Origin of the sequence: Meiothermus sp., assembly GCF_026004075.1 — a bacterium.
In the GTDB taxonomy this organism is placed as follows: Bacteria; Deinococcota; Deinococci; order Deinococcales; family Thermaceae; genus Meiothermus.
This window is the reverse complement of sequence record NZ_BPIK01000001.1, coordinates 579453-605245: the sequence shown is the minus strand read 5'-3', so window position 1 is coordinate 605245 and position 25793 is coordinate 579453. Positions and strand designations below refer to the sequence as shown.

The 25793-nt window shown below is 62.7% G+C and carries 27 protein-coding genes; 6 read left to right on the top strand and 21 right to left on the bottom strand.

Going from position 1 to position 25793, the window contains the following annotated elements; translation table 11 throughout:
- Nucleotides 1-159: 159 nt before the first annotated feature.
- The gene (locus Q0X18_RS02900; protein WP_297558291.1) at nucleotides 160-1296 is read right to left on the bottom strand and encodes an acetoin utilization protein AcuC; all 1137 of its coding nucleotides are present in this window, start codon (nucleotides 1294-1296) and stop codon (nucleotides 160-162) included.
- Nucleotides 1293-1928: a CBS and ACT domain-containing protein gene (locus Q0X18_RS02895; RefSeq protein WP_297558289.1), complete on the bottom strand. Its 636-nt coding sequence runs from the start codon at nucleotides 1926-1928 to the stop codon at nucleotides 1293-1295. Before Q0X18_RS02895 ends, Q0X18_RS02900 begins: the two co-directional genes overlap by 4 nt.
- A 180-nt stretch (nucleotides 1929-2108) precedes the next feature.
- On the opposite strand from Q0X18_RS02895, the gene Q0X18_RS02890 reads away from it, so the two are divergent.
- Together Q0X18_RS02890 and Q0X18_RS02885 are read left to right on the top strand one after the other, a co-directional pair.
- Nucleotides 2109-3767: a hypothetical protein gene (locus Q0X18_RS02890; protein WP_297558286.1), complete on the top strand. Its 1659-nt coding sequence runs from the start codon at nucleotides 2109-2111 to the stop codon at nucleotides 3765-3767.
- A gap of 4 nt (nucleotides 3768-3771) precedes the next feature.
- A complete protein-coding gene (locus Q0X18_RS02885; protein ID WP_297558283.1) occupies nucleotides 3772-4173 on the top strand; it encodes a hypothetical protein in 402 nt (133 codons plus the stop codon).
- Between the two features lie 22 nt (nucleotides 4174-4195).
- Here the strand turns inward: Q0X18_RS02885 and Q0X18_RS02880 are convergent, their stop codons facing one another.
- Nucleotides 4196-5278 (bottom strand): DNA adenine methylase, encoded by a 1083-nt coding sequence (locus Q0X18_RS02880; RefSeq protein ID WP_297558281.1) that lies wholly within the window; start codon nucleotides 5276-5278, stop codon nucleotides 4196-4198.
- A 96-nt stretch (nucleotides 5279-5374) separates the two neighbouring features.
- Here Q0X18_RS02880 and Q0X18_RS02875 point away from each other — a divergent pair, with 96 nt between their 5' ends.
- On the top strand, nucleotides 5375-6568 hold the full coding sequence (locus Q0X18_RS02875) for an acyl-CoA dehydrogenase family protein (protein WP_297558279.1): 1194 nt from the start codon (nucleotides 5375-5377) through the stop codon (nucleotides 6566-6568).
- A gap of 90 nt (nucleotides 6569-6658) precedes the next feature.
- Nucleotides 6659-8173 (top strand): IMP dehydrogenase, encoded by a 1515-nt coding sequence (guaB, locus tag Q0X18_RS02870; protein ID WP_297558277.1) that lies wholly within the window; start codon nucleotides 6659-6661, stop codon nucleotides 8171-8173.
- A gap of 1 nt (nucleotide 8174) precedes the next feature.
- Here guaB and Q0X18_RS02865 read toward each other — a convergent pair whose 3' ends face one another.
- Nucleotides 8175-9221, bottom strand: a complete 1047-nt coding sequence (locus tag Q0X18_RS02865; protein ID WP_297558274.1) for a tetratricopeptide repeat protein — start codon at nucleotides 9219-9221, stop codon at nucleotides 8175-8177.
- A gap of 52 nt (nucleotides 9222-9273) precedes the next feature.
- Between Q0X18_RS02865 and Q0X18_RS02860 the strand changes: the two genes are divergently transcribed.
- Complete coding sequence (locus Q0X18_RS02860) at nucleotides 9274-9480, top strand: GDCCVxC domain-containing (seleno)protein (protein WP_297558271.1); 207 nt, start codon at nucleotides 9274-9276, stop codon at nucleotides 9478-9480.
- Nucleotides 9481-9541: 61 nt separating this feature from the next.
- Here Q0X18_RS02860 and Q0X18_RS02855 read toward each other — a convergent pair whose 3' ends face one another.
- The 3 genes from Q0X18_RS02855 to Q0X18_RS02845 form a co-directional block, all read right to left on the bottom strand.
- Entirely contained in the window at nucleotides 9542-12121 is a 2580-nt protein-coding gene (locus tag Q0X18_RS02855; protein WP_297558269.1) for an arsenate reductase (azurin) large subunit, read from the bottom strand.
- A gap of 10 nt (nucleotides 12122-12131) precedes the next feature.
- The gene (locus Q0X18_RS02850) at nucleotides 12132-12611 is read right to left on the bottom strand and encodes an arsenate reductase (azurin) small subunit (protein ID WP_297558266.1); all 480 of its coding nucleotides are present in this window, start codon (nucleotides 12609-12611) and stop codon (nucleotides 12132-12134) included.
- A 328-nt stretch (nucleotides 12612-12939) separates the two neighbouring features.
- Nucleotides 12940-13746, bottom strand: a complete 807-nt coding sequence (locus Q0X18_RS02845; RefSeq protein ID WP_119342530.1) for an IS5 family transposase — start codon at nucleotides 13744-13746, stop codon at nucleotides 12940-12942.
- Between the two features lie 56 nt (nucleotides 13747-13802).
- On the opposite strand from Q0X18_RS02845, the gene Q0X18_RS02840 reads away from it, so the two are divergent.
- Entirely contained in the window at nucleotides 13803-14129 is a 327-nt protein-coding gene (locus tag Q0X18_RS02840; protein ID WP_297558263.1) for a helix-turn-helix transcriptional regulator, read from the top strand.
- Here the strand turns inward: Q0X18_RS02840 and Q0X18_RS02835 are convergent.
- The 14 genes from Q0X18_RS02835 to Q0X18_RS02770 all read right to left on the bottom strand — a co-directional run bounded on the left by Q0X18_RS02835 (nucleotide 14126) and on the right by Q0X18_RS02770 (nucleotide 25789).
- Entirely contained in the window at nucleotides 14126-14407 is a 282-nt protein-coding gene (locus tag Q0X18_RS02835) for a thioredoxin family protein (RefSeq protein ID WP_297558261.1), read from the bottom strand. The genes Q0X18_RS02840 and Q0X18_RS02835 overlap by 4 nt on opposite strands.
- Nucleotides 14408-14416: 9 nt before the next feature.
- Nucleotides 14417-15454: a permease gene (locus Q0X18_RS02830; RefSeq protein WP_297558259.1), complete on the bottom strand. Its 1038-nt coding sequence runs from the start codon at nucleotides 15452-15454 to the stop codon at nucleotides 14417-14419.
- A complete protein-coding gene (locus Q0X18_RS02825) occupies nucleotides 15451-15789 on the bottom strand; it encodes a helix-turn-helix transcriptional regulator (RefSeq protein ID WP_297558257.1) in 339 nt (112 codons plus the stop codon). The genes Q0X18_RS02830 and Q0X18_RS02825 overlap by 4 nt, the downstream gene beginning before the upstream one ends.
- A 115-nt stretch (nucleotides 15790-15904) precedes the next feature.
- On the bottom strand, nucleotides 15905-19111 hold the full coding sequence (locus Q0X18_RS02820) for a molybdopterin-dependent oxidoreductase (RefSeq protein ID WP_297558254.1): 3207 nt from the start codon (nucleotides 19109-19111) through the stop codon (nucleotides 15905-15907).
- Nucleotides 19108-20232 carry an NrfD/PsrC family molybdoenzyme membrane anchor subunit gene (gene nrfD / locus Q0X18_RS02815; RefSeq protein ID WP_297558249.1) on the bottom strand — a complete coding sequence of 375 codons (1125 nt, stop codon included), beginning with the start codon at nucleotides 20230-20232 and terminating at the stop codon, nucleotides 19108-19110. The genes Q0X18_RS02820 and nrfD overlap by 4 nt, the downstream gene beginning before the upstream one ends.
- A gap of 9 nt (nucleotides 20233-20241) precedes the next feature.
- Nucleotides 20242-21135 (bottom strand): 4Fe-4S dicluster domain-containing protein, encoded by an 894-nt coding sequence (locus tag Q0X18_RS02810; protein WP_297558247.1) that lies wholly within the window; start codon nucleotides 21133-21135, stop codon nucleotides 20242-20244.
- A gap of 136 nt (nucleotides 21136-21271) precedes the next feature.
- Nucleotides 21272-21541 carry a hypothetical protein gene (locus Q0X18_RS02805; protein WP_297558244.1) on the bottom strand — a complete coding sequence of 90 codons (270 nt, stop codon included), beginning with the start codon at nucleotides 21539-21541 and terminating at the stop codon, nucleotides 21272-21274.
- Between the two features lie 168 nt (nucleotides 21542-21709).
- The gene (locus Q0X18_RS02800; RefSeq protein WP_297558242.1) at nucleotides 21710-22180 is read right to left on the bottom strand and encodes an arsenate reductase ArsC; all 471 of its coding nucleotides are present in this window, start codon (nucleotides 22178-22180) and stop codon (nucleotides 21710-21712) included.
- A gap of 29 nt (nucleotides 22181-22209) precedes the next feature.
- Entirely contained in the window at nucleotides 22210-23454 is a 1245-nt protein-coding gene (locus Q0X18_RS02795; protein WP_297558240.1) for an MFS transporter, read from the bottom strand.
- 50 nt (nucleotides 23455-23504) lie between these two features.
- Nucleotides 23505-23954, bottom strand: a complete 450-nt coding sequence (gene arsN2, locus Q0X18_RS02790) for an arsenic resistance N-acetyltransferase ArsN2 (RefSeq protein ID WP_297558238.1) — start codon at nucleotides 23952-23954, stop codon at nucleotides 23505-23507.
- 63 nt (nucleotides 23955-24017) lie between these two features.
- Nucleotides 24018-24491, bottom strand: a complete 474-nt coding sequence (locus Q0X18_RS02785) for a DUF6428 family protein (protein ID WP_297558236.1) — start codon at nucleotides 24489-24491, stop codon at nucleotides 24018-24020.
- Nucleotides 24492-24505: 14 nt separating this feature from the next.
- Nucleotides 24506-24835, bottom strand: coding sequence for a helix-turn-helix transcriptional regulator (locus Q0X18_RS02780; protein ID WP_297558233.1), 330 nt, complete (start codon nucleotides 24833-24835; stop codon nucleotides 24506-24508).
- Between the two features lie 85 nt (nucleotides 24836-24920).
- Nucleotides 24921-25433 carry a DinB family protein gene (locus Q0X18_RS02775; RefSeq protein ID WP_297558231.1) on the bottom strand — a complete coding sequence of 171 codons (513 nt, stop codon included), beginning with the start codon at nucleotides 25431-25433 and terminating at the stop codon, nucleotides 24921-24923.
- A 17-nt stretch (nucleotides 25434-25450) separates the two neighbouring features.
- Nucleotides 25451-25789, bottom strand: coding sequence for a heavy metal-binding domain-containing protein (locus Q0X18_RS02770; RefSeq protein ID WP_013013103.1), 339 nt, complete (start codon nucleotides 25787-25789; stop codon nucleotides 25451-25453).
- Nucleotides 25790-25793 lie beyond the last annotated feature (4 nt).

The following is a 25793-nucleotide window of genomic DNA, read 5'->3' as shown; positions in this document are numbered from 1 at the left end:
GTTCATAGCGGATTAAAAAAGATAATCAGCGAAAAAAAACCTTAAGAGGCAATCTTGTTGAATCCTGGAGCACTCCCCCCGCTAGGATCGGCGAAAAAAGGGATCCCGTTAGTCGGGTTGGGTCGTCGGGGTGCGGCAGCGACCTAACCCAATCTGGTATCAGCTCCAGTATGGCCGCACCGACTCGAGCATCCGCTCGGTTACCTGGCGGTTGCGGCGCTCGATCTCGGCTTTGCGGGGAATCTCGGGGTAGGCGCCTTCGGGGTCGAAGAGGGTATGGGTCAGGAAGTGCCCAAGCTGGGTTCCCCAGCGCCGAAGCCAGGGTTCGGGGAGGTGATCGGGCAGGGGCAGGCCTTGCAACGTGAGGTAGAGCAGGGCCCAGATGCGGCTGGTTGCATCCAGGCTGTAGCCGCCCCCCAGGGTGTAGACCGCCCGCCCTCCCGCAAAGGCCGCGGCGTACTGTCGCAGCAGGGGGAAAATTTTGGCGTAGGCCTGGGTGGTCAGCAGAATTTCGGCCAGCGGATCCTGAAAATGAGCATCGGCGCCGCACTGCACCACCAGCACGTCCGGGCGGAACCAGTGCAGGGCGGGCTCGAGGCCCATCTGCAGAACCTCGAGGTAAGAATCGTCCTCGGTAAAGGGCTCCAGGGGTATGTTCAGCTTGCGTCCGGTGCCCAGGGCCTTGCCGATCTCGTGGGTATGGCCGGTGCCGGGGTAGAGGTAGCGCCCCGACTCGTGAATCGAGAAGGTGAGCACATGGGGCTCGTCGTAGTGAATCCACTGCACCCCATCGCCGTGGTGTACGTCTATGTCAATGTAGGCCACCCGCAGCCCCTGCTCGGTCAGGTGGCGAATCGCCACCGAAAGGTCGTTGTAGACACAAAACCCCGAGGCCAGATCCTTTTGCGCATGGTGCAGCCCGCCCCCAAGCTGCAAGACTTCCCTGGCAGCCCCGCTCGAGACCATCCGGGCCGCGGTGAGCGTGCCCCCTACCAGCCAGCGGGCCGCCTCGTCCATACCGGGAAAGATGGGGGTATCGGCAGTTCCGAGGCCGTAGTGGTCGAAGTCCGGTGAATACTCGCCCCTTCCGGCAGCCTCGACCCGGCGCACAAACGACTCCAGGTGCACGCTGCGCACCTCCTCGCGGGTGGCCTGCGCTGGCTCGACAAACTGAAGCGGGTGGCCCAGGTGTTCCAGCAAGTCCAGAAGCATCTCCAGGCGCAGCGGACTGAAGGGGTGCTGGGGCCCAAAGTTGTAGAGCTGGTACTGGGGGCTGTAGATGACCGGAACACTCATAAGCGCTTGCTGGGGATTTCGGGGGGCCACTGTACCACAAATCCTTTTTGGCGCAACTCTCGAGCAATCCTGCGGGTGTCCAGGGTGCCCACCCGCACCACGGTGGTCACGGTGCCCTCGCCGCAGGGGTAGGTCAGCAGGGAGTGGATGTTGATATGCTGCTGGGCCAGTTCGCCGCTCAGGCGGGCCAGCTCGCCGGGCCGGTCGTCGAGGCAGACCTCGAGCCGCCCACTGGGTTTTTCCACCCCGGTCAGCCGCAGGAGCGCATCCAGCAGGTCAATTCCGGTCACGATGCCCACCAGGGCCTCGCCCTCCAGGATGGGCAGGGCCCCAATCTTGCGCTGGCGCATGACCCGCGCGGCCTCCTCGACCGGGTCGAGGGGGTCGCCCGTTATCACCGGCTGGGCCATCACCTGCCCGACCGGGGTATCGGTGGGCTTGGCGCCCCCCACCGCAAAAGGACTGGTGGCCAGCCGGATATCGCGGTCGGTGATCATCCCCACCAGGCGGCCTTCCTGGGTTACGGGAATGTGCCGGATGTTGCGCTGCAGCATGATGTGGTAGGCCGCCTCGAGCGTTACCCCAACGTCTACCGTCAGCACCGGACTGTGCATTACGTCTTTGATCAACATTTACCTAAGTCTAATGCAAAAGCCAGGCGGGGTAGCTAGGGGTATTTGTCTCTGTGCAGAGCATGAACGCCTTACAGCACCGAGCAGAACGCTTTAGATGGGGGTCATGGGGGGGATTGTTCGCCCTATTCGGTACAAACGCACCAAGCACTGGGCGCAGGTGGTCTACACTGTGGACGGATGCTGACCCTGCGTATACGGCTTGTGTGGAACGGCTTCCGCCAGGCTCCGGCCTCGGCCCTGGTGGGGTTGCTGCTGGGGGCTGTGCTGGCGTACGGGGCCTGGTGGGGCACGAGCTGGTTTCTGAACTTCATCTCCAACGAGCTGTTTGGCAGTGGAACCTTTGTGAACCGGCTGGCTGCGGCCTTCACCCGCGACGTATTGGTAGATCGCATCCTGGGCAGCCTGCTTCTGGTGCTCTCGAGCTCGGTGGTGCTCTCGGCGCTGCCCAACGCGGTGGCCGTCCTCTACACCTCGGAAGACCTGCCCCTGCACCTCACCCTGCCGCAAAAAGCCAGCCGGGTGTTTTTGTTCAAGGTGGGCGAGGTGTTCGTCACCACCGCCCTCTTGCCCATGCTGCTGGTGCTGCCGGTGCTCTTCGCCTATGGCGCACACTACGGCGCACCGCCCATCTTCTTCCTTGGAGCTGCACTGCTGATGCTGGCCCTGTTCGCCTTTCCGGTGGTGCTGGGGGTAGGGCTGGCCCTGCCGCTGGTGCGCTTCGCCCCGGCAGGTCGGGCGCGGGAGTGGGCTGCGGCGCTGGGTGCGGTGCTGGGCGGGCTGCTCATCTTCCTGTTGCGGGCTCTGCGCCCCGAGGTGTTGCTGCAGACCAACTTCGCCAACCCCGAGGAGCTCGACCGCTTCCTCCAGACCTTCCGCGACCCCACCGCCCCCTTCCTGCCCTCGGCCCTGGCCCAGCAGGCCCTCAAAGGGTTGGTGCGGGGCGAGATTGAAGCACAGTTCTGGCTGTTGCTGGCCCTGTCGGGGGGGCTGCTGCTCCTGGCGGGGCTGGTCGCGGGCTATGCCTACCAGCAAGGCTGGGTACGTGCCCTGGAGGGCACGGTGCGCGAGCGCGGTCTGGTGCGCCCCGGCCTGCTGGATCGCTGGACAATGGCCAGCCTGGCCGGTGCGCTGTGGGCCCGTGACCTGCGGCTCTTCTTCCGCGATGCCAACCAGGCCTCCCAGCTCATCCTGGTGGGGGTGCTGGTGCTCCTGTATACCACCAGCCTGCAGTACCTGCCCCTGGGGGATACCCGCTTTCAGGTGGTGGCCGGCTTCATGCACCTGGCCTTCCAGGGCTTCGTGATTGGCGGGGTGGGGGTGCGGCTGGCCTACCCGCTCCTGAGCCTCGAGGGCCCCGGCTACTGGATGCTGCAAACCGGCCCGGTCGCCAAACACACCATCCTGCTCACCCGCTTTGGGCTGGCCCTCTTCTTCCTGCTGCCGCTGGGCCTGGCCCTGGGCTACTTCTCGCCGCGGGTGATTGGCCTGGACGACAACCTCACCCAGATATCGGTGGTGCTGGGCCTGGCCTCGGCCTTGACGGCGGCGGCTTTGGGGGTGGGGCTGGGGGCTGCTTTCCCCAAGTTCGACGCCGCCAACCCCGCCGAGGTGCCCATCGGGATGGGCGGGTTTTTGTACATGGGCTTCATGCTCCTGCACGCCGGGTTTCTGGTGCTGCTGGCCAGCCGCCCGGTCTACCTGGCCATCACCCAGGGTCAGACCAACTACCTGGCCAGTGGGGAAGGCCCCCTGTGGTTGTTGATTGTGGTAGCCGCGACCCTGGTTCCCCTTGTGCTGGCGTTATGGTTCGGCTATCGTCGAATGGGCGAAAGGTGAAAATATGCGTATAGTCTGGTTTTCTATACTGCTGCTGGCTGGCCTGGGCCTGGCCCAGTGGCAAAACCGCGAGGCCCTCATTACCGACTTCCGGCAGGTGCAGGGGGTCTGGATCATTAAGCTCGATTATGTCGAGGTGAGGGACTGCAACCGCGACGACTGTCCAGCAGGCCTCGAGATTTCCAACCAGAACCCCCTCCTCCGTACCTTCCGCTTTACCCCCAGCACCAAAATATTCCTGCTCAAAAGCGCAGGGGAGTACTTCCAGGCCACCCCCCAGCAGCTCATCCAGGGGCTGGGGGGCCGGAACTTCGGCTGGTCGTTCGATAAGTACACCCCGTTTTACATCAGGGTCAACGAGGCCAAGCGGGAGATAATCGAACTCCGGCAGATGTACCTGCCCTGAATCTTGGGGCTCTAATCCAGTCTCAGAAAAGCGATAGCTGAAGGGCCTCGGCGGCCTCGGTGTGGTCGGATAGGGCGTTGTACACCCTCCGGCTGTGGGTCGCCACGAACAGGTGCTCGTGGTTTTCGGTGTGCGAGACCTGGCCCACCTTTTCGCCCTGGGGGTTGTAGATGCCGATGCGGGCCCCCACATAGCGGGCGTGGGGGCGGGTGAGGCGGCGCACGAAGCCCCAGTGCCGGAGCATCTCCTCAATTTCCTCGGCGGCAAAGAACCCCTCGTTGTTGAACGAGACCACCAGATGCTGGGCTTGGATGCGCCCTAGCAGGGTTTGCATGGCTTCCCGGGCCTCGCGCCTGGAATTGAAGGGGCTTTTGCGTTCCTGTACGTCTTTGCGCTTGTTGGCTACGCCGTAGGTCTGGGGTTTGTCCCAGCGCACCAGGGTCTCCCACACGTGGTAGTTGCCCAGGTACGAGTGCTGGTTGTAGGGGGGGTCGAGGTAGAAGAGGTCGGCTTCCAGGTGGGCGGCCACCTCGAGCGCATCCCCCTGCAGGGCCTGACCGGGGCCGTTTAGCAAGGGGGGGTAGTCCAGGCGCAGGTCGTTGTGGGCGCGGGGGGCCCATCGCTTCAGGTAGGCCATCTGTATGCCGGTGGTGGAGTCTACCTTGTCGGCGGCCAGCATCAGGCTGGTGAGCAGGATGGCCCGCAGCAGGGGGTCGCCCCCGGCCTCGGCCTCGAGCCCCTCGCGGATGGCCTCGATGCGCGCGCCGTTTTTGGGCTGAAAATAGCGGGCCTTCTCGCAGTAGTCCTGGGTAAACCAGCCCTGGCGCGGGGGCAGGGATTGCAGCCTGTCCAGCATGGGCTGAACGCGCTCCCGGCTGTAGGTGCGCGCGTCGGCCTCGACCAGCGCCTGGGCCAGCACGTGGGCATAGTTCATCAGGTCGTTGCTGGTCACATAAAACCCTTTGGACTTTAGTGCGTGGCCTACTCGAGCGCTACCCGAAAACAGATCCACCACCGTGCGGATGGGCGCCTGGTGGTGAATGGACTGTATGGTGCCGATAATCCAGGGAAGCAAAGCCCGTTTTGAGCCGATGTACTTGATCATGCAGTTCCCTCGATGCAGGCGAATCTGGAGATTTCATCAAGACACCCCACAATACCACGCTGTGGTTGCGGTAGAATTGGCCCTCGAGGTCTCCGTATGTTCGACTTTTACCAGGTAGCCGAGCTGCTCACCCCCGAAGAGCGCGAGATTCAAAAAGCCGCCCGAAAGTTCCTCGAGGCCGAGGCTCTGCCCCACATTGCCGAGTGGTGGGAGAACGCCGAGTTTCCGGTGCACCTGATCCGAAAGTTCGGCGAGATGGGCTTTCTGGGCACCACCATCCCCACCGAGTACGGCGGGATGGGGGCCAGCGCCGCTGCCTACGGGGTAATTGGCTACGAGCTCGAGCGCATCGACTCCGGCCTGCGCAGCTTTTGCAGCGTGCAGAGCAGCCTGGTGATGTACCCCATCTGGGCCTATGGCTCCGAGGAGCAGAAGCGCGAATACCTGCCCAAGCTGGCCACCGGCGAGTACGTGGGCTGCTTTGGCCTGACCGAGGCCGACGGCGGCAGCGACCCCGACGCCAACATGAAAACCCGCGCTCGGCGTGACGGCGGCGATTACGTGCTAAACGGCTCCAAGATGTGGATTACCAACGGCAACCTGGCCCACATCGCCATCATCTGGGCCAAGGACGACGAGGGCGTGGTGCGCGGCTTTATCGTGCCCACCGATACCAAGGGCTTCAGGGCCAACAAGATTCAGCACAAAGCTTCGCTAAGGGCCTCGGTTACCAGCGAGCTGGTGCTGGAGGACGTGCGCGTGCCGGCCAGCGCCATGCTGCCGGGGGTCAAGGGCCTCAAGGGGCCGCTCTCCTGCCTCACGCAAGCCCGCTTTGGCATTGCCTGGGGGGCGCTGGGGGCGCTGGAGGCGGTGTACACCGAGGCGCTCGAGTTCGCCAGGAGCCGCAGCACCTTTGGGGCCCCCATCGCCAGCCGCCAGCTGGTACAGGAAAAACTGGTGCGCATGGCCGCCGACCACACCAAGGGCTTGCTGCTGGCCTGGCGCCTGGCCCAGCTCAAGGACGCCGGAACCCTCAAGCCCGCGCAGGTGAGCCTGGGCAAGCGCGACAACGTGCGGGCCGCGCTCAACGGCGCCAGGGCGGCCCGTGAAATTCTGGGCGGTAGCGGGATTACCCTCGAGTACCACAGCATCCGCCACATGCTGAACCTCGAGACCGTGGACACCTACGAGGGCACCCACGACATCCACACCCTGATTCTGGGCCGCGAACTGACCGGCGAGAACGCCCTGGGCGAGAGCCCCAGGAAGGAAGTGGTGGGCTCGAGGTAACCGCCCGACCCACACCAAAGGCGGGTAGGCCCTGCTTACCCTAGGGGGTATGTTTTTGCTTTAATGCGGGGCTGCTATACTGCTGGGAATATGCTCGAGACCCCCAACAAACCCCGTTCCAGAACAGAAAAAATCCAGCAAGAAGGCCTGACCTTCGACGACGTGCTGCTTATCCCGGCCTATTCGGAGGTGCTGCCCCGCGATGTGGACACCCGCACCCGCCTGACCCGCAAGCTCTGGCTCAACATTCCCATCATCTCTGCCGCCATGGACACCGTCACCGAGGCCGAGATGGCTATTGCCATGGCCCGTGAGGGCGGCCTGGGGGTTATTCACAAAAACCTGAGCCCCGACGAACAGGCCGCCATGGTGCGCAAGGTCAAGCGCAGCGAGGCCGGCATGATCCAAGACCCCGTCACCCTGGCCCCCAACGCCACCCTGGAGGACGCCGAGCGCCTGATGCGCGAGTTCAAGATTGGGGGGCTACCGGTGGTGGACTTCTACGGCAAGCTGCTGGGCCTGGTCACCAACCGTGACCTGCGCTTCGAGCGCGATATGGGGCGGCTGGTCTCCGAGGTGATGACCCCGGTGGAGCGCCTGGTGACCGCGCCGCCCGGCACCATCCTGGAGGAAGCCGAGCAGCTATTGCGCCAGCACAAAATTGAAAAACTGCCCCTGGTAGACCACGAAGGGCGGCTCAGGGGCCTCCTGACCCTCAAAGACCTGACCAAGCGCCAGAAGTTCCCCTTCGCGGCCAAGGATGCCCAGGGCCGCCTGCTGGTGGCGGCGGCGGTGGGGGTCTCGAAGGATCTGGAAGCCAGGGCCCGAGCCCTGGTGGAAGCCGGCGTGGATGTGCTGGTGCTGGACAGCGCCCACGGCCACAGCCGGGGCATTCTGGAGGCCCTCAGGCAGCTCAAACAAACCTTTGGTGAGGCAGTGCAGATTATCGCCGGTAACGTTGCCACCGCCGAGGGTGCACGGGCTCTGGCCGAGGCCGGGGCCGACGCGGTCAAGGTGGGGATTGGGCCGGGCTCCATCTGCACCACCCGGGTGGTGACCGGGGTGGGGGTGCCGCAGATTACCGCCATTATGGAGGCGGTGGCGGGCCTCGAGGGCCTGGATGTACCGGTAATTGCCGACGGCGGCATCAAATACTCCGGCGACGTAGCCAAGGCCCTGGCCGCCGGGGCCCACAGCGTGATGCTCGGCTCCATGCTGGCCGGTACCCAGGAGGCCCCCGGTGAAGAGGTGCTCAAGGATGGCCGCCGCTACAAGCTCTACCGGGGCATGGGCAGCCTGGGGGCCATGCGCCAGGGCTCCGCCGACCGCTACTTCCAGGAGTCCGGCAGCAGCGCCAAGCAGCTCGAGGCCAAAAAACTCGTACCCGAGGGCATCGAGGGCATGGTGCCCTACAAGGGGCCGGTGGGCGACGTGCTCTACCAGGTGGTGGGGGGCCTGCGGGCCTCGATGGGCTACTGCGGCGCACCCGACCTCGAGACCTTCCGCACCCAGACCCGCTTCACCCGCATCTCCAACGCCGGCCTGATCGAAAGCCACCCGCACGGGGTGACCATTACCAAGGAAGCACCGAACTACTCGAGGTAGCCTAGCGGTTGCTTTGTGCCCGCAGGTTTTGCAAAGCCAACGCCGCCTCGAGGTAGCCTGGTTTGTAGCGTAACGCGGCCTGAAAGTCGGCCCTGGCCCCTTCCAGGTTGCCCAGGGCTTTGCGGGCCAGGCCGCGCCAGTAGTAGCTCTCCTCGTGGTCGTTAATACGGCCCAGCACGTCGTTGGCCAGGGCGATCACCTCCTGGTAGCGCCCGGTTTTGAAGTAGGCCTCGTAGGGGCCAAACTGGTACCACAGCATCCGCCAGGGCCAGTTGCTCGCTGCGTTGGCCGGGCGGCGGGGGTCGAGGGCGCGGCTCGGCGCAATCTGGCGCGAGCGGTCGTAGGCCCTGGCCGCTTCCTCGGCATCGCCAAGCCGTAGCAGGGTGCTGCCCAGGTTGAACCAGGCGAAGGCGTTGTGGGGGCTGGCCTGGGTTTCGCGCCGGGCCAGCTCGAGGGCCATCCGCAGTTCGGTCGGCCCGTTCATCCGGCTCCCCAGCAAGGTGGCAAGCTGCGCCTTGCGGCTGGGGGGATACACCACCAGATAGGTGCGGTTGAACACCTGCCACAAAGCGTCCATCTCGCCATAGCGCAGCGTTACCTTGGGGCCGTAGTAGCTATCGAAGGCGTTGAAGTGGCCCAGGCGGTCGTCGTAGCCCACCAGCAGGCGGTAGTGCCCCATGCCGCCGTGGTCGGGGGTCACAAACCAGGTCTCGATAATCACCGGAAAGCCCCCGGCTAAGAGGCGTTTGAGCAGGCCCAGATCGCCGGCCACCCCCCCGTGCACGCCAAACCCCTGCTTGCGCGCGAAGGCGACCATCTCCTCGGGGCTTACGTTTTTGTCGTTTTTGTTGGGTTTGAGCACTGGGGCAATCTGGTACTGCGTAAGCGAACCCCCCCAGTAGCTCAGGGCCATACCCAGCGTAACGGGGCCACAGTTGTTGTAGCGCTGGTACTCGTGCTTTGCGCCCGATAAAAAAACCGAACCCGGCTGGGCCAGGGCCAGGCTCATGAAAACGGCCAGGGTGAGGGCTGCTCGAGGTAGAAGCACCTATGTATTATGGCAGACCCAGCTCACTGCACCCACGGGCTACAATACATACATGGTTATCCTCCAGTCTACCCTCCGCTGCCCCTCCTGCGGCCACGCAACGCTGCTCACCATGCCGGAAGAGGCCTGCCAGCACTTTTATCAGTGCGAACAGTGCGGCCACTGGATGCGGCCCAGGCCGGGGGACTGTTGCGTGTTTTGCAGCTACGGGGACGTGCCCTGCCCGCCCAAGCAAAGGGAAAAGCTGGGTATGCAATAAAGACCTCCAGTGCACACGAAAAGTCCCACCCTTGGCGGGTGGGACGTTGGTTGTACTGGGTTTAATCGAACTTGTTCTGCTGCAGGAAGCTGGTGGACTGCTGCAGGTCGGGCAAAGCACCCCGCACCTTGCGGATGGCCACGCGCGTACCTTTGTACCAGGGGATGGTGGTCTTGGGGTCGGTGTAGCCGGAGGTCATGCTGTTGGAGGTGCCCAGGTGGTGGTACATTAGAGCAAAAATCATGCCCGGTTTGACCGCATCGGTCACGTAGACCACAAAGGTACCGTTGCCCTCCTCGTTCCAGACCTGCACTAGGTCGCCGCCCTTCACACCCAGGGCCTGGGCGTCCTGGCGGCTGATCTCGATGTAGGGCATGGGTACCAGACTCATCTTCTCGGGCAGGAAGCGGTCGTTGTACATGGTCTGCCAGATGGCCTGGGCCCGTCCGGAGGTCATCCAGAAGGGGTACTGCTTGGCTTTGTCGCCCTCGAGGTACTTGGCAACCTCCTCGGGGTAGCCTTCCCAGTCGTCGGTGCCGTACCAGCTAAACTTGCCGTCCTTGGTGCCGAACTTCACGCTGTAGCGGCGCAGGGTGCCCACCGGCCTACCGTTTTCGACGCGCACCGGCGTGCGGATGCCTTGCTGGCCCACCTGGCGCAAGAAAGCGTAGGTAACACCTTTATAGCACTCGGCGGGCAGGGTGGCCTCCTCGCTGGCGGGGATGGCGTTGTTGGGGTAGGAGTTACCACCATCCAGGAAGACATCTTCGTCGGTGCGCCAGTTCTTGCCGAACTCAAAGCGTTTGGCTTCCTCCTCCTTGCCCTCGGCCCGGTACAGCTCGGCCATCTTAAGGCCCATCAGTTTGCAGATCTCCCAGTCTTGTTTGGCCTCGCCGGGCGGATCCATGAACTTCTCATACAGGCGCAGCAAGCGGCTGTTGCAGTTGATGGAGGTCTGGTTGGCCTCGCCCCAGGCACTGGCCGGCAGCACCAGGTGGGCATCCTGGGCAGTGTGGGTCAGGTAGAGATCCTGCACCACCATAAACAGCCCGTTGATAGCGTACAGGCCCTCCACAATCTTATTGACCAGCTCCTGCGTGGTGCCGGGTTCGCCAGACTGGCCCAGGTAGTCCGACAAGGCCTTGGTGCGCTCGCGAATACGCTTGCGGAAAAGCTGGTTGTTGGGGGTGGAGAGGTAGGGGTTGGTGCCGATCACCCAGTAGAGCTTGCCGTTGCCATCGGTGAGGTACTTGTCGACGTTGACCGGAGGCCCCCCGTTGTAAATCGAGCCAGGGGTAGGCGAAGGGGGACGCACATAGCCCTCCTGGTGGCCGCCCAGGCGCCCGCAGCCGGTACCGGCCCGGCCCACGTTGTTGCCCAACACCGCCATCTGCACGATGGCCGCCACCTGGTCGTAGTTTTTCATATTCCAGATGATGCCTTTTTCGTAGATGGTCAGGGTACGGCGGGCAAAGCCTCCGGCTTTGGGTTTGGCAATCCAGTCTGCGGCTTTTTCGATGTCGGCGCGCTTGACCCCGGTGATTTTTTCCACCTCGGCCATGAACTGGGCGTAGGGCACCCCCACCTTCAGGCTCTTGGCTTTGTACTCCTCGAACTTGGCCATGTCGGTGCGGGTCTCGAGGAAACGCTGGTCGTAGTACTTGCGCTCCCACATCACCCGCGCAATGGCGTTGGCCAGGATGTAGTCGGTGCCCAGGTTAGGGGCCAGGTGCAGCGTGCGGCCACTGGCGACCGTCTCGGCCACGGTCAGGCTGCTGGTACGGCGCGGGTCAATGACAATCAGATACCCCGCCTCAACCGGCTCGCCGCGGCTCAGCTCCTTCTGCTTTTCGGCCAGGGTGGCCCCCTGGAAGTTGGGCAGCATGTGCTCGGTGTAGAAGACGCTGGCGGTTTCGTAGGGGTTGGCGCCCCACAGCACGATGGTATCGGCCAGGCGGGCATCAATGGCGTCGTAGTTGAGCTCGTGCACCCCCCGCTCGCGGCTGCCCCAGACCTCGGAGTTGTAGGCCGGGCGGTTGTGGATGGCGATGTGCTTGACGCTGAAGCCTTTAAAGAAGAGCGAGCCCACACCCCAGTTGTTCTCGAAGCCGGCTCCCGAGCCCCCGTGGTCGAAGGCTTTGACGGCGATAGCGTCGTCGTTGCCATCGCGGTCGCGGATGCCTTTGGCCACCCCGGCCAGGATGGTCAGGGCTTCGTCCCAGGTAATCACCTGGAACTGGTCGCCCATGCGCAGCAAGGGGTACTTCAAACGTTCACGGGTAGCCCGCGCATCACTCCACGTGGCAATGGCATTGGTCGCCCCACGCGAGGAGTGGTCGCGCTTGAGGTTGATGGGCGAGTCGTTGGCCGGCACGATCACCACGTGGTACTGGCGACCATCCTTGCGTGTCACAATCGAGTGCATGGTCTCGGTGTAGACCAGCCCGCCCAGGGGGTTCTGCGGGTTGCGCAGATCCACGCCAAAAGCATTCTGGTTAGCGGCCAACCCCCCCTGGGAACCTACCGGCCAGGTGTACACCTTGTAGCCGCACCCCACCGTGCAGTACTGGCAGACCGTGTTTTTCACCTCTGCGGTGGTCGGGGGGATGGGCAGTGCGTCGCGACGTCCGATGTTGCTCATGGTTCCTCCCTCAGATGTTTTTTACGCGGCCCCAGATCAGGCCGTTGACGGCTCGAGCAAAAATGTCCCCGTTTTGTGCCACCCCTAGCTGAATCTGGGGCAGCCCGGTGCTGGCCAGACCCTGGTAGACGGCTGCCGCTTTAGCGGGGTCGAACATCGAGTAGTGGCAGGGACATAGGAAGCGCCCGTCTTTGTACTGCACCCCACAGCCCATGTGGGTACAGGCTGCCGAGAATGCCACAATATCGCGACCACGGCCCACACCCCCAATAGCCGGCCTGCCCAGCTTGACCAGGATGCCTTGCGAGCGGGCATCGGGATAGTTGAAGTAGACCGGCTCGTTGTTTTTGAGGGTATTGACGTTGCCAACTTTAATGGCTGGATAGGTCAGGCTGGGGGCGAACCAGAACTGCGCCTTTCCTGCGCCGGTGAGCGAGGCCATGGTGACCCCACCCAACACCTGTACCACACGCCTACGGTTTACCACCATAAGTACCTCCACTTGTGGTTGCTATGTCCATTGTTCGATACTTACTGGACGGGTTCTATTATCTTCGAATTGAATAGGCAAATGTCAATATCGTATTGCAAGACTATGCAACACGAGAATTTCCGAATACTACGGGTTTAATGTCATACAAAAATCAATACATAAGCGATCATTCCTTTTTGTGAAAGCAATTATTATGTGCAAAGCTATCGGCAACCCTGCCCTGAAGTCGATTTAGGTAAACCGATATCCGAAAGTGAAATTTCTCTGGCAAAGGTAACGTAGTTCGAGTATGCTAACTTCTTGATGAACGAGCGCCTAGAGCCTGCTAACTAGCTGTTCGTAAAAGCTCCACAGTTTTCGCTGTCATCAGAATCGAAAAAGCCAACCAGTGCCAACCTCGCAAGGTCTCAGCCAGCCGCTCATAGTCTCGCGCCAGCCTGCGAAACCGGGATGTCCAGGCAAACGAACGTTCCACCACCCAACGCTTCGGCAGCAGCACGAATCCTCGTTTGGCCCCTTCCACCTTGACCACACACAGGGCGATGCCTTCCGCCTCTGCCGCTTGTGCCGCTTCCTCCCCAGTGTAACCCTGATCCACAAAGGCCACTTCCACCTGCTCCCCCGTCACTTCCTGCACCTGTTGACTGAGGGCTCCCACCTGGGCCCGTTCCTGTTCACTGGCCGCCGTTACTACCAGGGCCAGCAGATGCCCCAGGGTATCTACCGCCAGGTGAACTTTGCTTCCCTTGCGTCGTTTGTACCCATCGTATCCGGCCCGCTCCCCACTTTGCGGGGTGGACTGTAGGGTGCGAGCATCGTAGATGGCAGCGCTGGGATGGGCGGCTTTGCCCTGGAGCATTCGCAGGGTCATGCGCAGGTCGTGTACCAGGTCTTCGAAGACCCCCCGGTTCATCCAGCGGTAGGCTTGCGCCTGAACGATATGGGGGGGTGGGAAGTCGTGGGGCAGGTAGTCCCACTGAGCACCGGTTCGAACCATCCAGCGCAGGGCGTTGAACACTTCGCGCAGGTCGTACTTGCGCTGGGGTGCTTCCAGCGGGGCGAGGGTCAAATAGGGCAGCACCAGAGCCCATTCCTCATCACGGACGTCCGATGGGTAAGCACGGCGGTTCATGCTCTAAACATAACTGCAGTGCCTGATTTGGGTAAGGTGGTTTGTAGATTCTAGCCGTGCAGCGCTTCAAAGCCCTGGCCGACCCGGCCCGGGTGCGTTTGTTGCGGATTCTGGCCGAGCTGCCTGATGAACACACGGTGCGCGACCCCCGCTGTGGCACAGCCTTGGGGGCTTGTTTTTGCCATCTGACCGAGCGGCTGGGGTTATCTGCCCCTACGGTGAGCCACCACCTGAAAATCCTGCGCGAAGCGGGATTAATTGAGGTGGTGCGGGCGGGGCGCTGGTCGTACTACCGTCTGCACCCTGCGGGTATCGAGGGGCTGCTACACGACCTGGACTATCTCAAGCAAGCCCACAAGGCCTTAAAGCTCGAGGTCGGCTAGGCCAGCCGTGCCTCGAGCATCTCCTGAATCTGCCTTGGGGAGGGCACAAAGCCCGAGACCACCACCTCGTCCCCAATTACCAGTGCGGGGGTTTTCATCACCCCGTAGGCCAGGATTTGGGGAATCTCGGTAACTTTTTCCACCTCGAGGTTCTTGCCCATGCGTTCCAGGGCCAGCTTGACGTGGGTCTCGAGCAACTGGCAGTTTTTGCAGCCGGGCCCCAAGACCTTGATGTGGGCTGGGCTCGAAGGGGTAGGCATTTCCGATTCGATATTCATAACTTCCTCCTACAAAACCGCGTTGAACAAGTAGCCAGTTAGCACGATGCCCAGGCCCACCACCGCTACCCAGATAGCAATCAGGCGCAGCTTGAGCACCTGCCGCAGCAGAATCATCTCGGGCAGGGAAAGGGCCACCACCGCCATCATGAAGGCCAGCAGGGTGCCCATCGGAATGCCCTTCTGGTGCAAAACTTCCACCAGCGGCAGAATGCCCGCCGCGTTGGAATAAAGCGGGATGCCCAGCAGCACCGCCAACAACACCGCCAGGGGGTTCTCGGGCCCGGCATAGCGGGCGAACAAGTCCGCCGGAACCCAGCCGTGAATCACCGCCCCCAGCCCAATGCCCAAAAGCAGGTAGGGCCAGATCTTGCCCAGGATGCTCTTAACCTCGGCGAGACCCACGGCAAAGCGCTCTTCCCAGCGCATGCCCAGGGCGGGGTCGAAGCTGGTTTTGCCCACTTTGGTCTGATAGACAAAGGGCTCCACGTAGCGCTCGAGGCCCATGCGGCCCAGCACCAGCCCAGCGCCTATGGCCAGAACCAGACCGGAAACCAGATACAGTGCGGCAATTTTCCAGCCAAACAGGGTATAGAGCAGCACCAGGGCCACCTCGTTGACCATGGGGCTGGCAATCAGAAAGGTGAGGGTGATGCCCAGGGGCACACCCGCCGAGACAAAGCCAATGAAAGCCGGAACCGCACTGCACGAACAAAATGGCGTGACAACCCCCAAGATGGCGGCCAGCAGGTTGCCCACCCCGGCCCGCCGGCCACCCAGCAGATTTCGGGTGCGCTCGAGACTGAAAAAGCTCCGTAGCACCGCCACCACGAAGATAATCGCGCAGAGCAGCAGCACAATCTTGCTGGTGTCATAGAGGAAGAAGTGCACCGCCTCGCCCAGCCGGGTGTCTGCGCGCAGGCCCAGCAGCCCGTACACCACCCAGTCCCAGAAGGGCAGAATCGAGCGGTACAGCACTATCCAGGCCAGCGCGGCCAACCCCAGGCCAATCCAGGGGGAGGGTTTGCTCAGACGCAGGGTATTCATAGATCCTCACAGGTGCAGGCAGTAGAAAAAGCCCTCGGGCGGGGGATGGCGTTTCGGAGCTGCTCGAGGGCTTCGGCGTTCAGTGCGTAGTCAATCCAGCGTCCCCGTCGTACTGCGTGCACCAGCCCAGCCTCCCGCAGAACCCGCAGGTGATGCGAGAGCAGGTTGGGGGCCACCTCGGGAAGGCCGCTCTGGAGTTCGCAGACGCAGCGCGTGCCACTTTCCAGTAGGCCCAGTATGCGCAATCGGGTGGGGTCGGAGAGAGCCTGAAAGCCCCTCTGTAACCCATTTTGGGGCGCAAGGCCGGATGGTTCAACAGTCATTGATTCAACCATGGTTGAAATATACTAGTCCAGCCCGCACCGTTCAAGGACAGATGTCCGGCGTGGCCCACAATCGAAGTTCGCCGCCGTACGGCGGCGAACTTCTGTGCGGGTAAACATCCCAGCGCTACACAGGGAGCAGACGCACCTTGCTGTCGTAGAAGACCGCGCTACCGCCGGTCAGGTCGGAGAGGGTTACATCCTTGAGTACCGGGTCAACCCGCATAGCGGCGTTGGCGTGGATGCCGGTAGCCCGGCGGGGGTCGCCCTTGATCACCTGGCCGTTGACCTCGAGGTCGGTAGCACCATAGACCCAGTGACCATAGCCCAGCGAAAAGGCCACGTTTCCCGGGCGCAGGCCGGGCACAACCTTGACCTTGCCGATCATGGGTTTTTTCTTGCCGTTCCCCAGCTCCCAGACCCCTTCGGGGTTGCTTTTGGAGACCACCTTGACCATCTGGCCGTCGCGCAGCCCCAGGCGCTCTGCGTCTTCTTTGGGTACGGCAATGAAGTTTTCCGGTTGCACGTTCAGCAGCCAGTAGTTCGAGACGGTGCGGCTCTTGGTCATGGTGATGATGCGGTGGGTGATCAGGGTGAGTTCGAAGCCTTCCTCGGTGTCGGCGATGGGCTGGCCGGTGGCATCCAGGTAGGCCGGGAAGTAGGCCGCAATGGGGTAGTAGGGCTTCCCGGTCATAGCGTCTTTGGCCCCGGCCTGTTTTTCTAAGTACAGGTTGATCTGCTTACCGTATTTATGGGCTACCGTGCCATCTTCGGCAAAGGCCTTCTTGAAGTCCTCGAAGCGACCGCCCCGGTTCATGACGTACACCGCCCGCCGCCAGTGTTCTTCGCCGATGGCGGCCTTCCATTTCTCGAGGTCGAAAACGCTCTTGGGCAGGTGTCGGCGGGCACGGACAAAGAGCTCGAGCTCCTCGTCGTTGGCCTCGGGTACCGCTTTGCTGCCATCTTTGGCCTCGCCGTAGGCCAGGTTGGCCACCATTTTCAGGTAGAAGTCTTCGGGCCGTTTGAAGGGCATACCGTTGGCGAAGCCCTGTTCCCCAAAGCCCGGCAGGCCCAGCTTTTCGGCCAGCCCCAACAGCATAGCCTCCATCGAGAGGGGCATCTCCTCGCCAAAAACCTGCACGGTTTCGGGTATGGGGGCAATGGTCGGCTGGCGCAGGGGCTGGGTTTTCCAGATCACGTTGGGGTGTGAGCCGTGGAACTCCCAGCGCTCGAGGTACGACAGGTCGGGGAAGATATAGTCGGCGTAGGCATAGGTATCCCCCACCACGATATCCGAGGCCACAATCAGCCCAATCTTGTCGGGGTCGAGCATGGCCTCGATCTGGGTCTGGCCTGCCGGCAGGGCATAGGCCGGGGAGCCCATGTAGTGGAAGAGAATCTTGATGGGGTAGGGGTAGCCCTGGGCTGCCGAGGGCAGTACTTCCTGATACACGTCGGAGGCGTTGTAGTACCAGGGGCGCTTGGCCGGATAGCCTTCGAAGAGGGTGGTGTTCTCGTACTTGATGCCGTGGCGGATGATGGAGATACCGAAGGGAGAGAGCTTTTTGGGGTGCAGCTCCTTGAGGAAGAAGGGGCCTTCGGCTTTCTCGCCCAGGGCGTCGTAGGTACTGTTTTGCACCAAACCGCCCTGCCAGTCGTGGCTGCCAATCAGGGCCCCCAGGGTGTACCAGGCCAGCACGTTGTAGAAGCCGTTGGTGTGCTGGCTAACCCCCCGGTGTATGTCAATGGCGGCCCGCTTGCCGTGGTTGGTGAACTCGAAGGCCAGCCAGGCGATGTCCTCGGGTTGGATGCCGGCAATTTCTGCCCAGCCCTCGAGGCTCTGCTTGTTGGCTTCCTCGCGGATGAGCTGCAAAGCACTCTTAACCCGGATACCACCCAGGGTGGTGTTGACGAACAAATCCCCCACCACCGGGGTGTCCTCGCTCTGCACGTCTATGCGGGTAGGAACCCCTTTGACCAGCGCGATGGGCGGGTCGAACTCGGTGGTTACGTCCTTGACGGTTTTGCTAAAAGGGGGCAGGCCCAGGTCGCTGGCCCGCAGCAGCTTGGCCGGGAAGCCTTTGTCGTCCAGCTTGACCAGCCAGGTGGCGTTGCTCCAGGTGGGTTCGCCTATGACCTTGGCGGCGGCTTTGTTGGCTGCCGAGAGGTATTTGGCGTCGTAGCGGCCATTATCCAGAATCCAGCGAATCATGCCCAGGGCGATGGCCGCGTCGGTGCCGGGTTTGGGGGCAATCCATTTGGCCGCGTGGGCTACGGCTTTTTGGGCACGGGGGTCTATCACCACAAACTTGAGCTTGCCCTCGGTAACGGCCTGAGTAATTCGGTTGACCCGCAGGGGCGGGCCATAGCCCCCTTCGTACACGTTGGAGCCCACAAAAATGGCAAACTCGGCCCCGCTCAGGTCGCCCTGCCAGTAAAACTTCTTACCGCCGGTCCAGTCGAACTTGCCCTTTTTCTCGTCGAAGTCGAGCTGCTCGCTCATGGCCTTGCCGGTGAAGTAGAGCGAGCCCTGGCAGACGGTGGTGTGGCCGTGCAGGTTGACCGTACCGAAGCTTTGCTCGAAGAACCACTTGAAGAAGTCGGAGCGCCCGCCCTTGAGCCGCCCCCAGTTGAAAACCACCTGGTTGTTCTTGGGGCCCAGGTCGGGGTGATCGGGGTCAATAAGGGTGTCGAGGTGATCCTTGAACTCTACCTTGAACTGCTCGACCAGGGCTTTTTTCTTGTCCTTGTCCTTCTCGGCCCAGATGGCATCCACTGCCTTGCTCATGGCCTTCATCACCTTGGGGTCGCGCAGGGCCCAGTACTCCTTGAGGCCGGGGTAGCGGCGCTGATCCCCGATGGAGGCAAAGGTCTGGCCGCCCTCCACAATCTCCTGGATGGCCTGTTCGAAGGGGATCTCCACCCATTTACCACTGCCGCGCGGCCCGGCCCGCTTGAGCACCTTGCGGATGCGGTAGGGGTCGTAGACGGTCTGAATGCCCGACTGCCCCTTGGGGCATAGCGCCCCGTCCACGTGGGCCATGTCTTTGAGATCGGTTTTGTACGGCAGGTGCGGGTACATGGTCCAGGGGGTGATGGGGTTACCGTCAATTTTGGCTGCCACCCCTTCGTAGATTTTGACCTTGATGGGGCAGCCGGTGTTGCACTGCAAGCAAACCGAGTACAGGGTATTTTCGGGCTCCTGGATGGGGTAGCTGCCGGGGACGGTAGCGGCGCTGGCCTGAAGCACCTCGGCGGCTTGCTTACCCAACAGGGCCGCCCCACCCCCCAAGGCCCCTAGCTTGAGCAGGTCGCGTCGTTGAATACCTTTCATTGGGTCACCTCGAGCTTCTTCTCACGGTTCAAGAACCAGATCACGGCATAGGCAATGGCAATGGCCAGCGCCACCGAAAAAGCCACCACCGACCACTCAAACAGGGTTGGAACGTAGCTATAGCTCAAGCGGCGGTCGCGGTAGGCGTTGACCAGACCCTCGAGCTGCGGTTGCACCTGGCTGGGAATGACCAGGTTCAAACGCACCGCCAAGAACATGGAGGCCGCCAAAAAGCCCGCCCACCCCACTGCCACAGGGTTGCGTGGGTAGCGGGCCAGCAGGAAGATGGGCACGGCCATTCCCAGCAGCAGGTGGAAGATCCAGAACACAAACCAGAAGGGCCCGAAGAGTACGCCCATCAGCGCCTCAAACTCATGCCCTACCTGATACCACATCGGGATGGAGTATTCGGCCCACTCCAGGAGCAAGTACAGCACAGCCAACCCCAGGGTGATGCGCCCCAAAAGGTGGATGCGCTCTGGGTAGCCGGGGTCGTTGCGGCGGGTGAAGAAGGCACTGGCAAAGGTGACCAGGGCCACCCCCGAGAGCACCCCCCCAAACAAGAACAGGATGGGAAAGACCGGGCTATGCCAGAGGCTCTGGGCCACCACCGTACCGAACAGGGCCCCGGCGGCCCCCGGATAGAAGACCACCAGCGGGGTGCCTATGGTCAGGGCCATTCGGGTGAGGTTGAGGTTGCCACGCCACAAGCCGTACAGGGCCAGCAAGACCGTTATGGCATAGGCCGTGTAGAGCCAGACCATCCAGGCCATCATGGAGGTGAAATGAGGCCGCAAAAAGACATTGAAGACCCGTTCCATGTGCCCCAGATCGAACCAGACCGTAACCAGGGCCGCCCCCAGGCAGGCCAGGGCGATGGCCAGGGACAGCGGGGCCAGCGGTTTGAGTTTTTCCACGCCAAACACGTGCCCCAGCACCGCGACCACATAGGCCCCGGCCGAAAGGCCCGCGAAGAAGATGTAGGTAGCCACCCACAGACCCCAGGGAATGTAGCTGCCGTACGCAGCCAGGTCGCGGCTGCTGGTGAAGCGCAGAAAAACTCCGACCAGTCCCACCACGGCCAGGATCGCAAACAAAATCCAACCAGTTGTGCGGTTCATGCTTCCCTCCTAGACCAGGTAGTAGACCCGTGGCTCGGTACCGAGTTCTTCTTTGAGCCGGGTGGCGTTGGGTTTGTGGATGAGCTGCGATACCAAGGAATTGGGGTCGTTGGCATCGCCAAAAAAGGTGGCCCGCCCGATGCAGCTTGTGGTGCACTGGGGTAGCAGGCCCTGTTGCAGGCGGTGACGGCAGAAATGGCATTTGCGGGCGTTGCCTACCGGGCTTTTATGACCATCCCGCTTCCACTCCTTGCCGTATTCGAACATGGGCAGTTCCTCGTAGGGCATCTGGCCCTGGCCGGGGGTGCCGTCGGTCCAGTGGTCGCCAAAGTCGGAGGTGCGGGCCTGGTAGGGGCAAGCCGTGAGGCAGTAGCGGCAGCCGATGCAGGCGTTGTAGTCAATGTCCACGATGCCGTCGGCGCTCTTCCAGGTGGCCCCTACCGGGCAGACCGGCACGCAGGGCGGTTTATCGCACTGCATGCAGGGGCGGGGGGTGAAGCGCCAGGAGACATTGGGGTACTCGCCTATCTGCTCTTCGATGACAGGGCGGTAGACCACTCCGGGAGGCAGTTTGTTCTCCACTGCGCAGGCGATGGTACAGGCGTGGCAGCCCACACACTTGCGGGTATCAATCACCATGACCCACTTTTGGATGGGTCGCTCGAGGGCCGCCTCGAGCTCCCGCTGCATCCTCACCAGTACGTCTTCGTACTCGAGCTCGGGCCGAATGGGGCCGTCGGGGCTTCTGCTCGGCAGCGCAAAGGTGGTCTTACTTTCCTCGGCCTTGACCGGAGCGCCCCCCAGCACCATCCCGGCAAACACCGCACTGGCGAATTTACCCAGAAAGGCCCTTCGGTTCTCCAACCCATCCGCACTGGGTTGCGTGGAATTGTTTTCTGGCATACTTTGCCTCCTCGCTATATAAGATAGCCGGAGGAGGCAGGTCAGTTGTCCTAGGTCTTTTGTCCCCATAAAGCCCCTGCAAGCAAAAAAAAGCGCCTTGGGGGCGCTTTCGCAGGGGAGGTTGGGGTCAATTGGGCTACATTACTTCTTGCAAAACCTCGACCAGCAGCTTGCGGCAGTTAATCAGATAAGTCCGCCCGGCCTCGGTAGCGATTTCGCCCATGGCATTATCAATTTCACCCAGGCAGAGTTGGGCCATCTTAATCAGGCCCGCATCGAAATGCTGGCCACTGGCGTAGGTACTGAGCACCAGTTCGGTGAGGGAGTCGGGGTTGTGGTTGAGGGCGATCTCGTCGGGCAGCGGTTCGTCCAGAAAGTCTTGAACTCGGCGTTGTAGGCTGCGCATGCCCCCGATTATAGGCTTAAGTGGGTCGAGGTGGTGCGGTGCCGGACGTTACGTTGTTCGAGCTAGACTCCTGGGCCGTGCTGGAGTACGCAAAGGCCTGTAGCGCCAGCAAGCAGGCTTTCCTGCCCGGCCCGCTCGCAAACGATTACCAGGTGGGGCTTGCCATCCTCAGGTGGCCTGCTCCTGCTCGAGCCCGGCGGCCTCGAGCAAATCGGCTTCGGTGGGGATTTGGCCTTTCTGGAGGCTCCGGATCAGGTGCTCGGACATCCGGCCCAGGGCATCGCGCACCCTGCGCCATTCCTCCAAACCCTTACCTGTAGGGTCGGGGAAGGACACGTGCAGCCGGTGGGTTTTGGCCGGGTAGGCCGGGCAGTTTTCGGCGGCCGCGTCGCAGACGGTAAGCACCAGATCGAAGTTCCAGGGGTCGGGCAGGTCGAAGAGGGTTTTGGAGGTATGCCCGCCCAGGTCTATGCCCACCTCCTGCATCACCGCGATGGCGTCGGGCTTCACAAAGGTTTGTTCGGTGCCCGCCGACCAGACCTCGCAGGGAAAGCCCAGGCGGCTGGCCCAGTAGCGCAGCCACCCTTCGGCCATCTGGCTGCGGGCCGAGTTGTGGGTACAGAGCACCAGAATACGCACTGCTGAACATTATCGCCCAATTGTCAGGCTCATGTCATAGGGTGATCAGGTTTGGGCTGGGCCTGCGCAATGGCCAGGGCCGAGGCCGCGGCCAGGGCGGCAAATACCCATAGCACAGCGTTGTAGCCGCCGGTGAGTTGGTGCAGTGCGCCGGCCCCAAAAGGGGCGATGGTCTGGGCAACTGCGATGATGGAGGTCATGCTGCCGTTGATGCTGCCGTAATGTTTGGCCCCGTAGGTCTCGGCAATCAGAGCCGGTTTGGCCAGGGATATGGAGCCGTTGGCCAGGCCAAAAAACAACACAAAGGCCCAGAGCCCAAGCCCCCCCGGAACCCACAGCAAGCCCAGCAGACTCAGGGTGTAGCCGCCCAGAAAGGCCGCGCTCAGGTAAAAGAGCGAGCCCCTCTGGCTAAAAGGGGTATAGAGAATCCGCCCGGCCAACTGCATCACCCCGACCATCCCGGCGGCGGTGGCGGCCAGCGCCGGGCTATAGCCCTTCTCGAGGAGCAGGGGCACCATGTGGGCGGTAAGGGCGATACTGGTGGCTCGGGAAAGGGCAAACCCCAGCGAAAGCCACCAGAACGTGGGCCGACGCAGGGCTTCCTTAACGCTCACGCCGGGTTCGGGTGCAGGGCGGCTCGAGCTGTCCAAAAAAAACTCGCCGTCGGGTCGCTGCCCGATATCCTCCGGGCGGCGCCGCAAAACCAGCGCGTGCAGGGGAATGGTGCCCAGGGCAAAGATGAGGGCCAGTATCTCCAGCGCCCCGCGCCAGCCCACGGCCTGCACCAGCCAGGTGCTTAGCGGCACGAAGATGGTGCTGGCCAGCCCGGCCATCAGGGTTACGACCAGCATGGCCCGGGGGCGGTAGCGGCGGAACCAGACCGCCAGCACCGCGAAAGCCACCTCGTAGAGCACCATGGCCATGGCCAGGCCCAGGCCCGCCCAGAGCAGGTAAAACACCGTGAGGTTTTGCACCTGGGCCCAGCCCCAGACCAGCAAAGCGCCCCAGATGGAGCCCGCGGTCATGAGGCCTCGAGCCCCGTGCCGGTCGAACCAGCGCCCGACCGGAAAGGCGGCCAGCCCCGAGACCAGCAAAGCCAGCGAGAAGGCCGCCGAGGTCTCGGCCCGGCTCCAGCCCAGCTCGGCCTCCATGGGCTTTACGAACACCCCAAAGGCGTAGTACAGCACCCCAAAGCCAATGGTCTGGGTCAGGGCCAGGGCCCAGGCGATGCGCCAGCCGTAAAAGCCATTGGGAGGCGGTATGGAACGGGCCATGCGTTGATTTCGTTTGATCGTCGGTATGAAACTCGGCCAGAGCGCGGGCCTCAGGCTTCGGATGGGGGTGTCAGCGAGAGGGTCATAGCGATGGCGGTATCGGGGCAGGCCCCCTGGAGTTCCTGGGAAGCATGCAAGGCAGCGGGTAGCTCGGCGCGTGGAACCACAGCAAAACCGAAGCGGCTGAAAAAATCCGCGGCGGTCTCGGTGAGGAGCGAGAGCGAGGAGAGGTTTTTGTAGCGGGCCAGATCCAGCATACCCTCGGTAAGCTTGGCCCCAATTCCCATTCCGCGGTATTCCTCGGCCACCACCACCGAGCGCAAAAGGCCGCTGCTCTGGTGGGCCTCGAGGCCCGCGCAGCCCACCACCTTATCGCCCTCGAGGGCCAGCATAAAGTTCAGGATGTGATCTTCCAGGCCCGCTTTCGGCAGGCCAGCGGCGGCCAGCAGGGCCCGCACTTCCGGTAGGTCGCTCGAGGTCGCGGTGCAGTAGGTAATCATGGTTCCCCCAGGGTATTGTCCAGATAGCGCATCGCAAAAAGCCGCGCACTACTTTTGGGCCCCCTAGCAGCAGCGCGGGGCCGCCTCCAGCTCGAGCGCCTTGGGCCCGCAACAGTCCGAAGCCCGGTTGCGGGCCTTGCAGGTCACGCCGGGCGGGCTCAGGCGCACCACCAGATACTCGCCCTGCAAGCCCACCTGTCCCACGTGGTAGTGCACGGCAGGGCGTGCGGCATCGCCGTACTCGAAGCGGATCTCGGCCTCGTCCCGCACCGGCACCGAGGCCGCCACCCGGCGGTAGATGCCGAGGAACTTCTGCACGGTCATGAACTCGGGGGGGTCGGCGGGGCCTGGCCCCATGAGCTGCACCACCGTCTCGCGCCAGAAGTTGGCCTGCCCGCCGCAGTCCATGCTCTCGTAGGTCGCGTTCATCACCTCGGTAACGTGGTAGCCGGGGGCTACCGTCTGGCCGTCGGCCTCGAAGACCAGGGGCCTGTCCGGGTGCTTAGCCAGGGCGTTCAGCAGTTCCTGTGTGGTCATGGGTTTCTCCTTTTCTAGCCGCCGATGGCGGGCAAAAATTCCTTCACCAAGGTGAAGCCCTGGGGGTCAATCTGGTAGTACATCCACCTGCCCCGTTTTTCACCCTTGACCAGCCGGGCCGAGACCAGGCACTTCATGTGGTGCGAGACGGTGGGCTGGGAAAGCCCGGTGACGGCCTCGAGGTCGCAGGCGCACACCCCCGGCTCGGGGCCACAGCATGCGCCCTGGGGGTTCCTGGCCAGGTGGGCCAGAATCCTGAGCCGGGCCGGGTCGGAGAGGGCCTTGAAGACCTCGGCGGCGGCTTCGAGTAAATCCGTCTCGGGGTGCAGGAGAACCGGGGTCATGGGTTCACTATACATTGATAAATCTAAATCCGTCAATGTATATAGCAACAACTACCCGATTGGGCGACCTCAGCCCCAACCTCACCTACCGGTTTTTAGCCTCCCACAGCTTGCGGGTGGTAATTACCTGGCCGGCGTGGTGCTGGGCATGGGCCGCAATGTGGTCGAGCACGTACACCGCTTTGACCTGATGAGGGCCTACCTGCACGATGCGCATGAGGTCTTCGTCCCGCAGGGCCTGCAAGCCTTCCCGAACTTGCTTAAAGTTCTGAGCGAACTCGGCCAGCACCTCCTCCGGGGCCCGCCCGCTGGGGGCCATCTCCTCGGCAGGCCGGATGCGCAGGGCCTCGGGGATCTCCTGGCCGGTGCCCCGTAGCAACAGCCGGTAGGACGACCCACCGATATGCCGTACCAGGCCTCCTATGGGGTTGGCCTGGGGGGCCGGCACCCACCAGAAACCCTCGGGTGTAAGGCCCCCAGCCCATTTCTGAACGGTCTCCTCTACTTCTTCCAGGTTTCGCAGCCAGACCGATACCAGCCAGTGCACGCCTTCTAGATCGCCGCGCAAAAAGGGGGCCAACTGTGGAGGTGTTTGCATATGGGTCATTCTATACTTCAGTACTTGCGGCTGGCTTTTACCGCGGTTCCGGAGGCCGTGACCATCAGCATGTTGCCCTGGCCGACGGTCTCGTAGTCTACGTCGATGCCAATAACCGCATCGGCTCCGCGGGCGATGGCGGCCTGCTCGAGCTCCTCAAGGGCAATCTCGCGGGCCTTGCGCAACTCGGCCTCGTAGGCCCCGCTGCGGCCCCCCACGATGTCCCGCACCGAGGCCAGGAGGTCGCGGAAGATGTTGGCCCCTACAATGGCCTCGCCAAACACCACGTCCAGGTACTCGGTAATCTGGTAGCCCTCGAGCTGGCTCGAGGTGGTTAGGGTGATCTTGCGTCGCATGGTT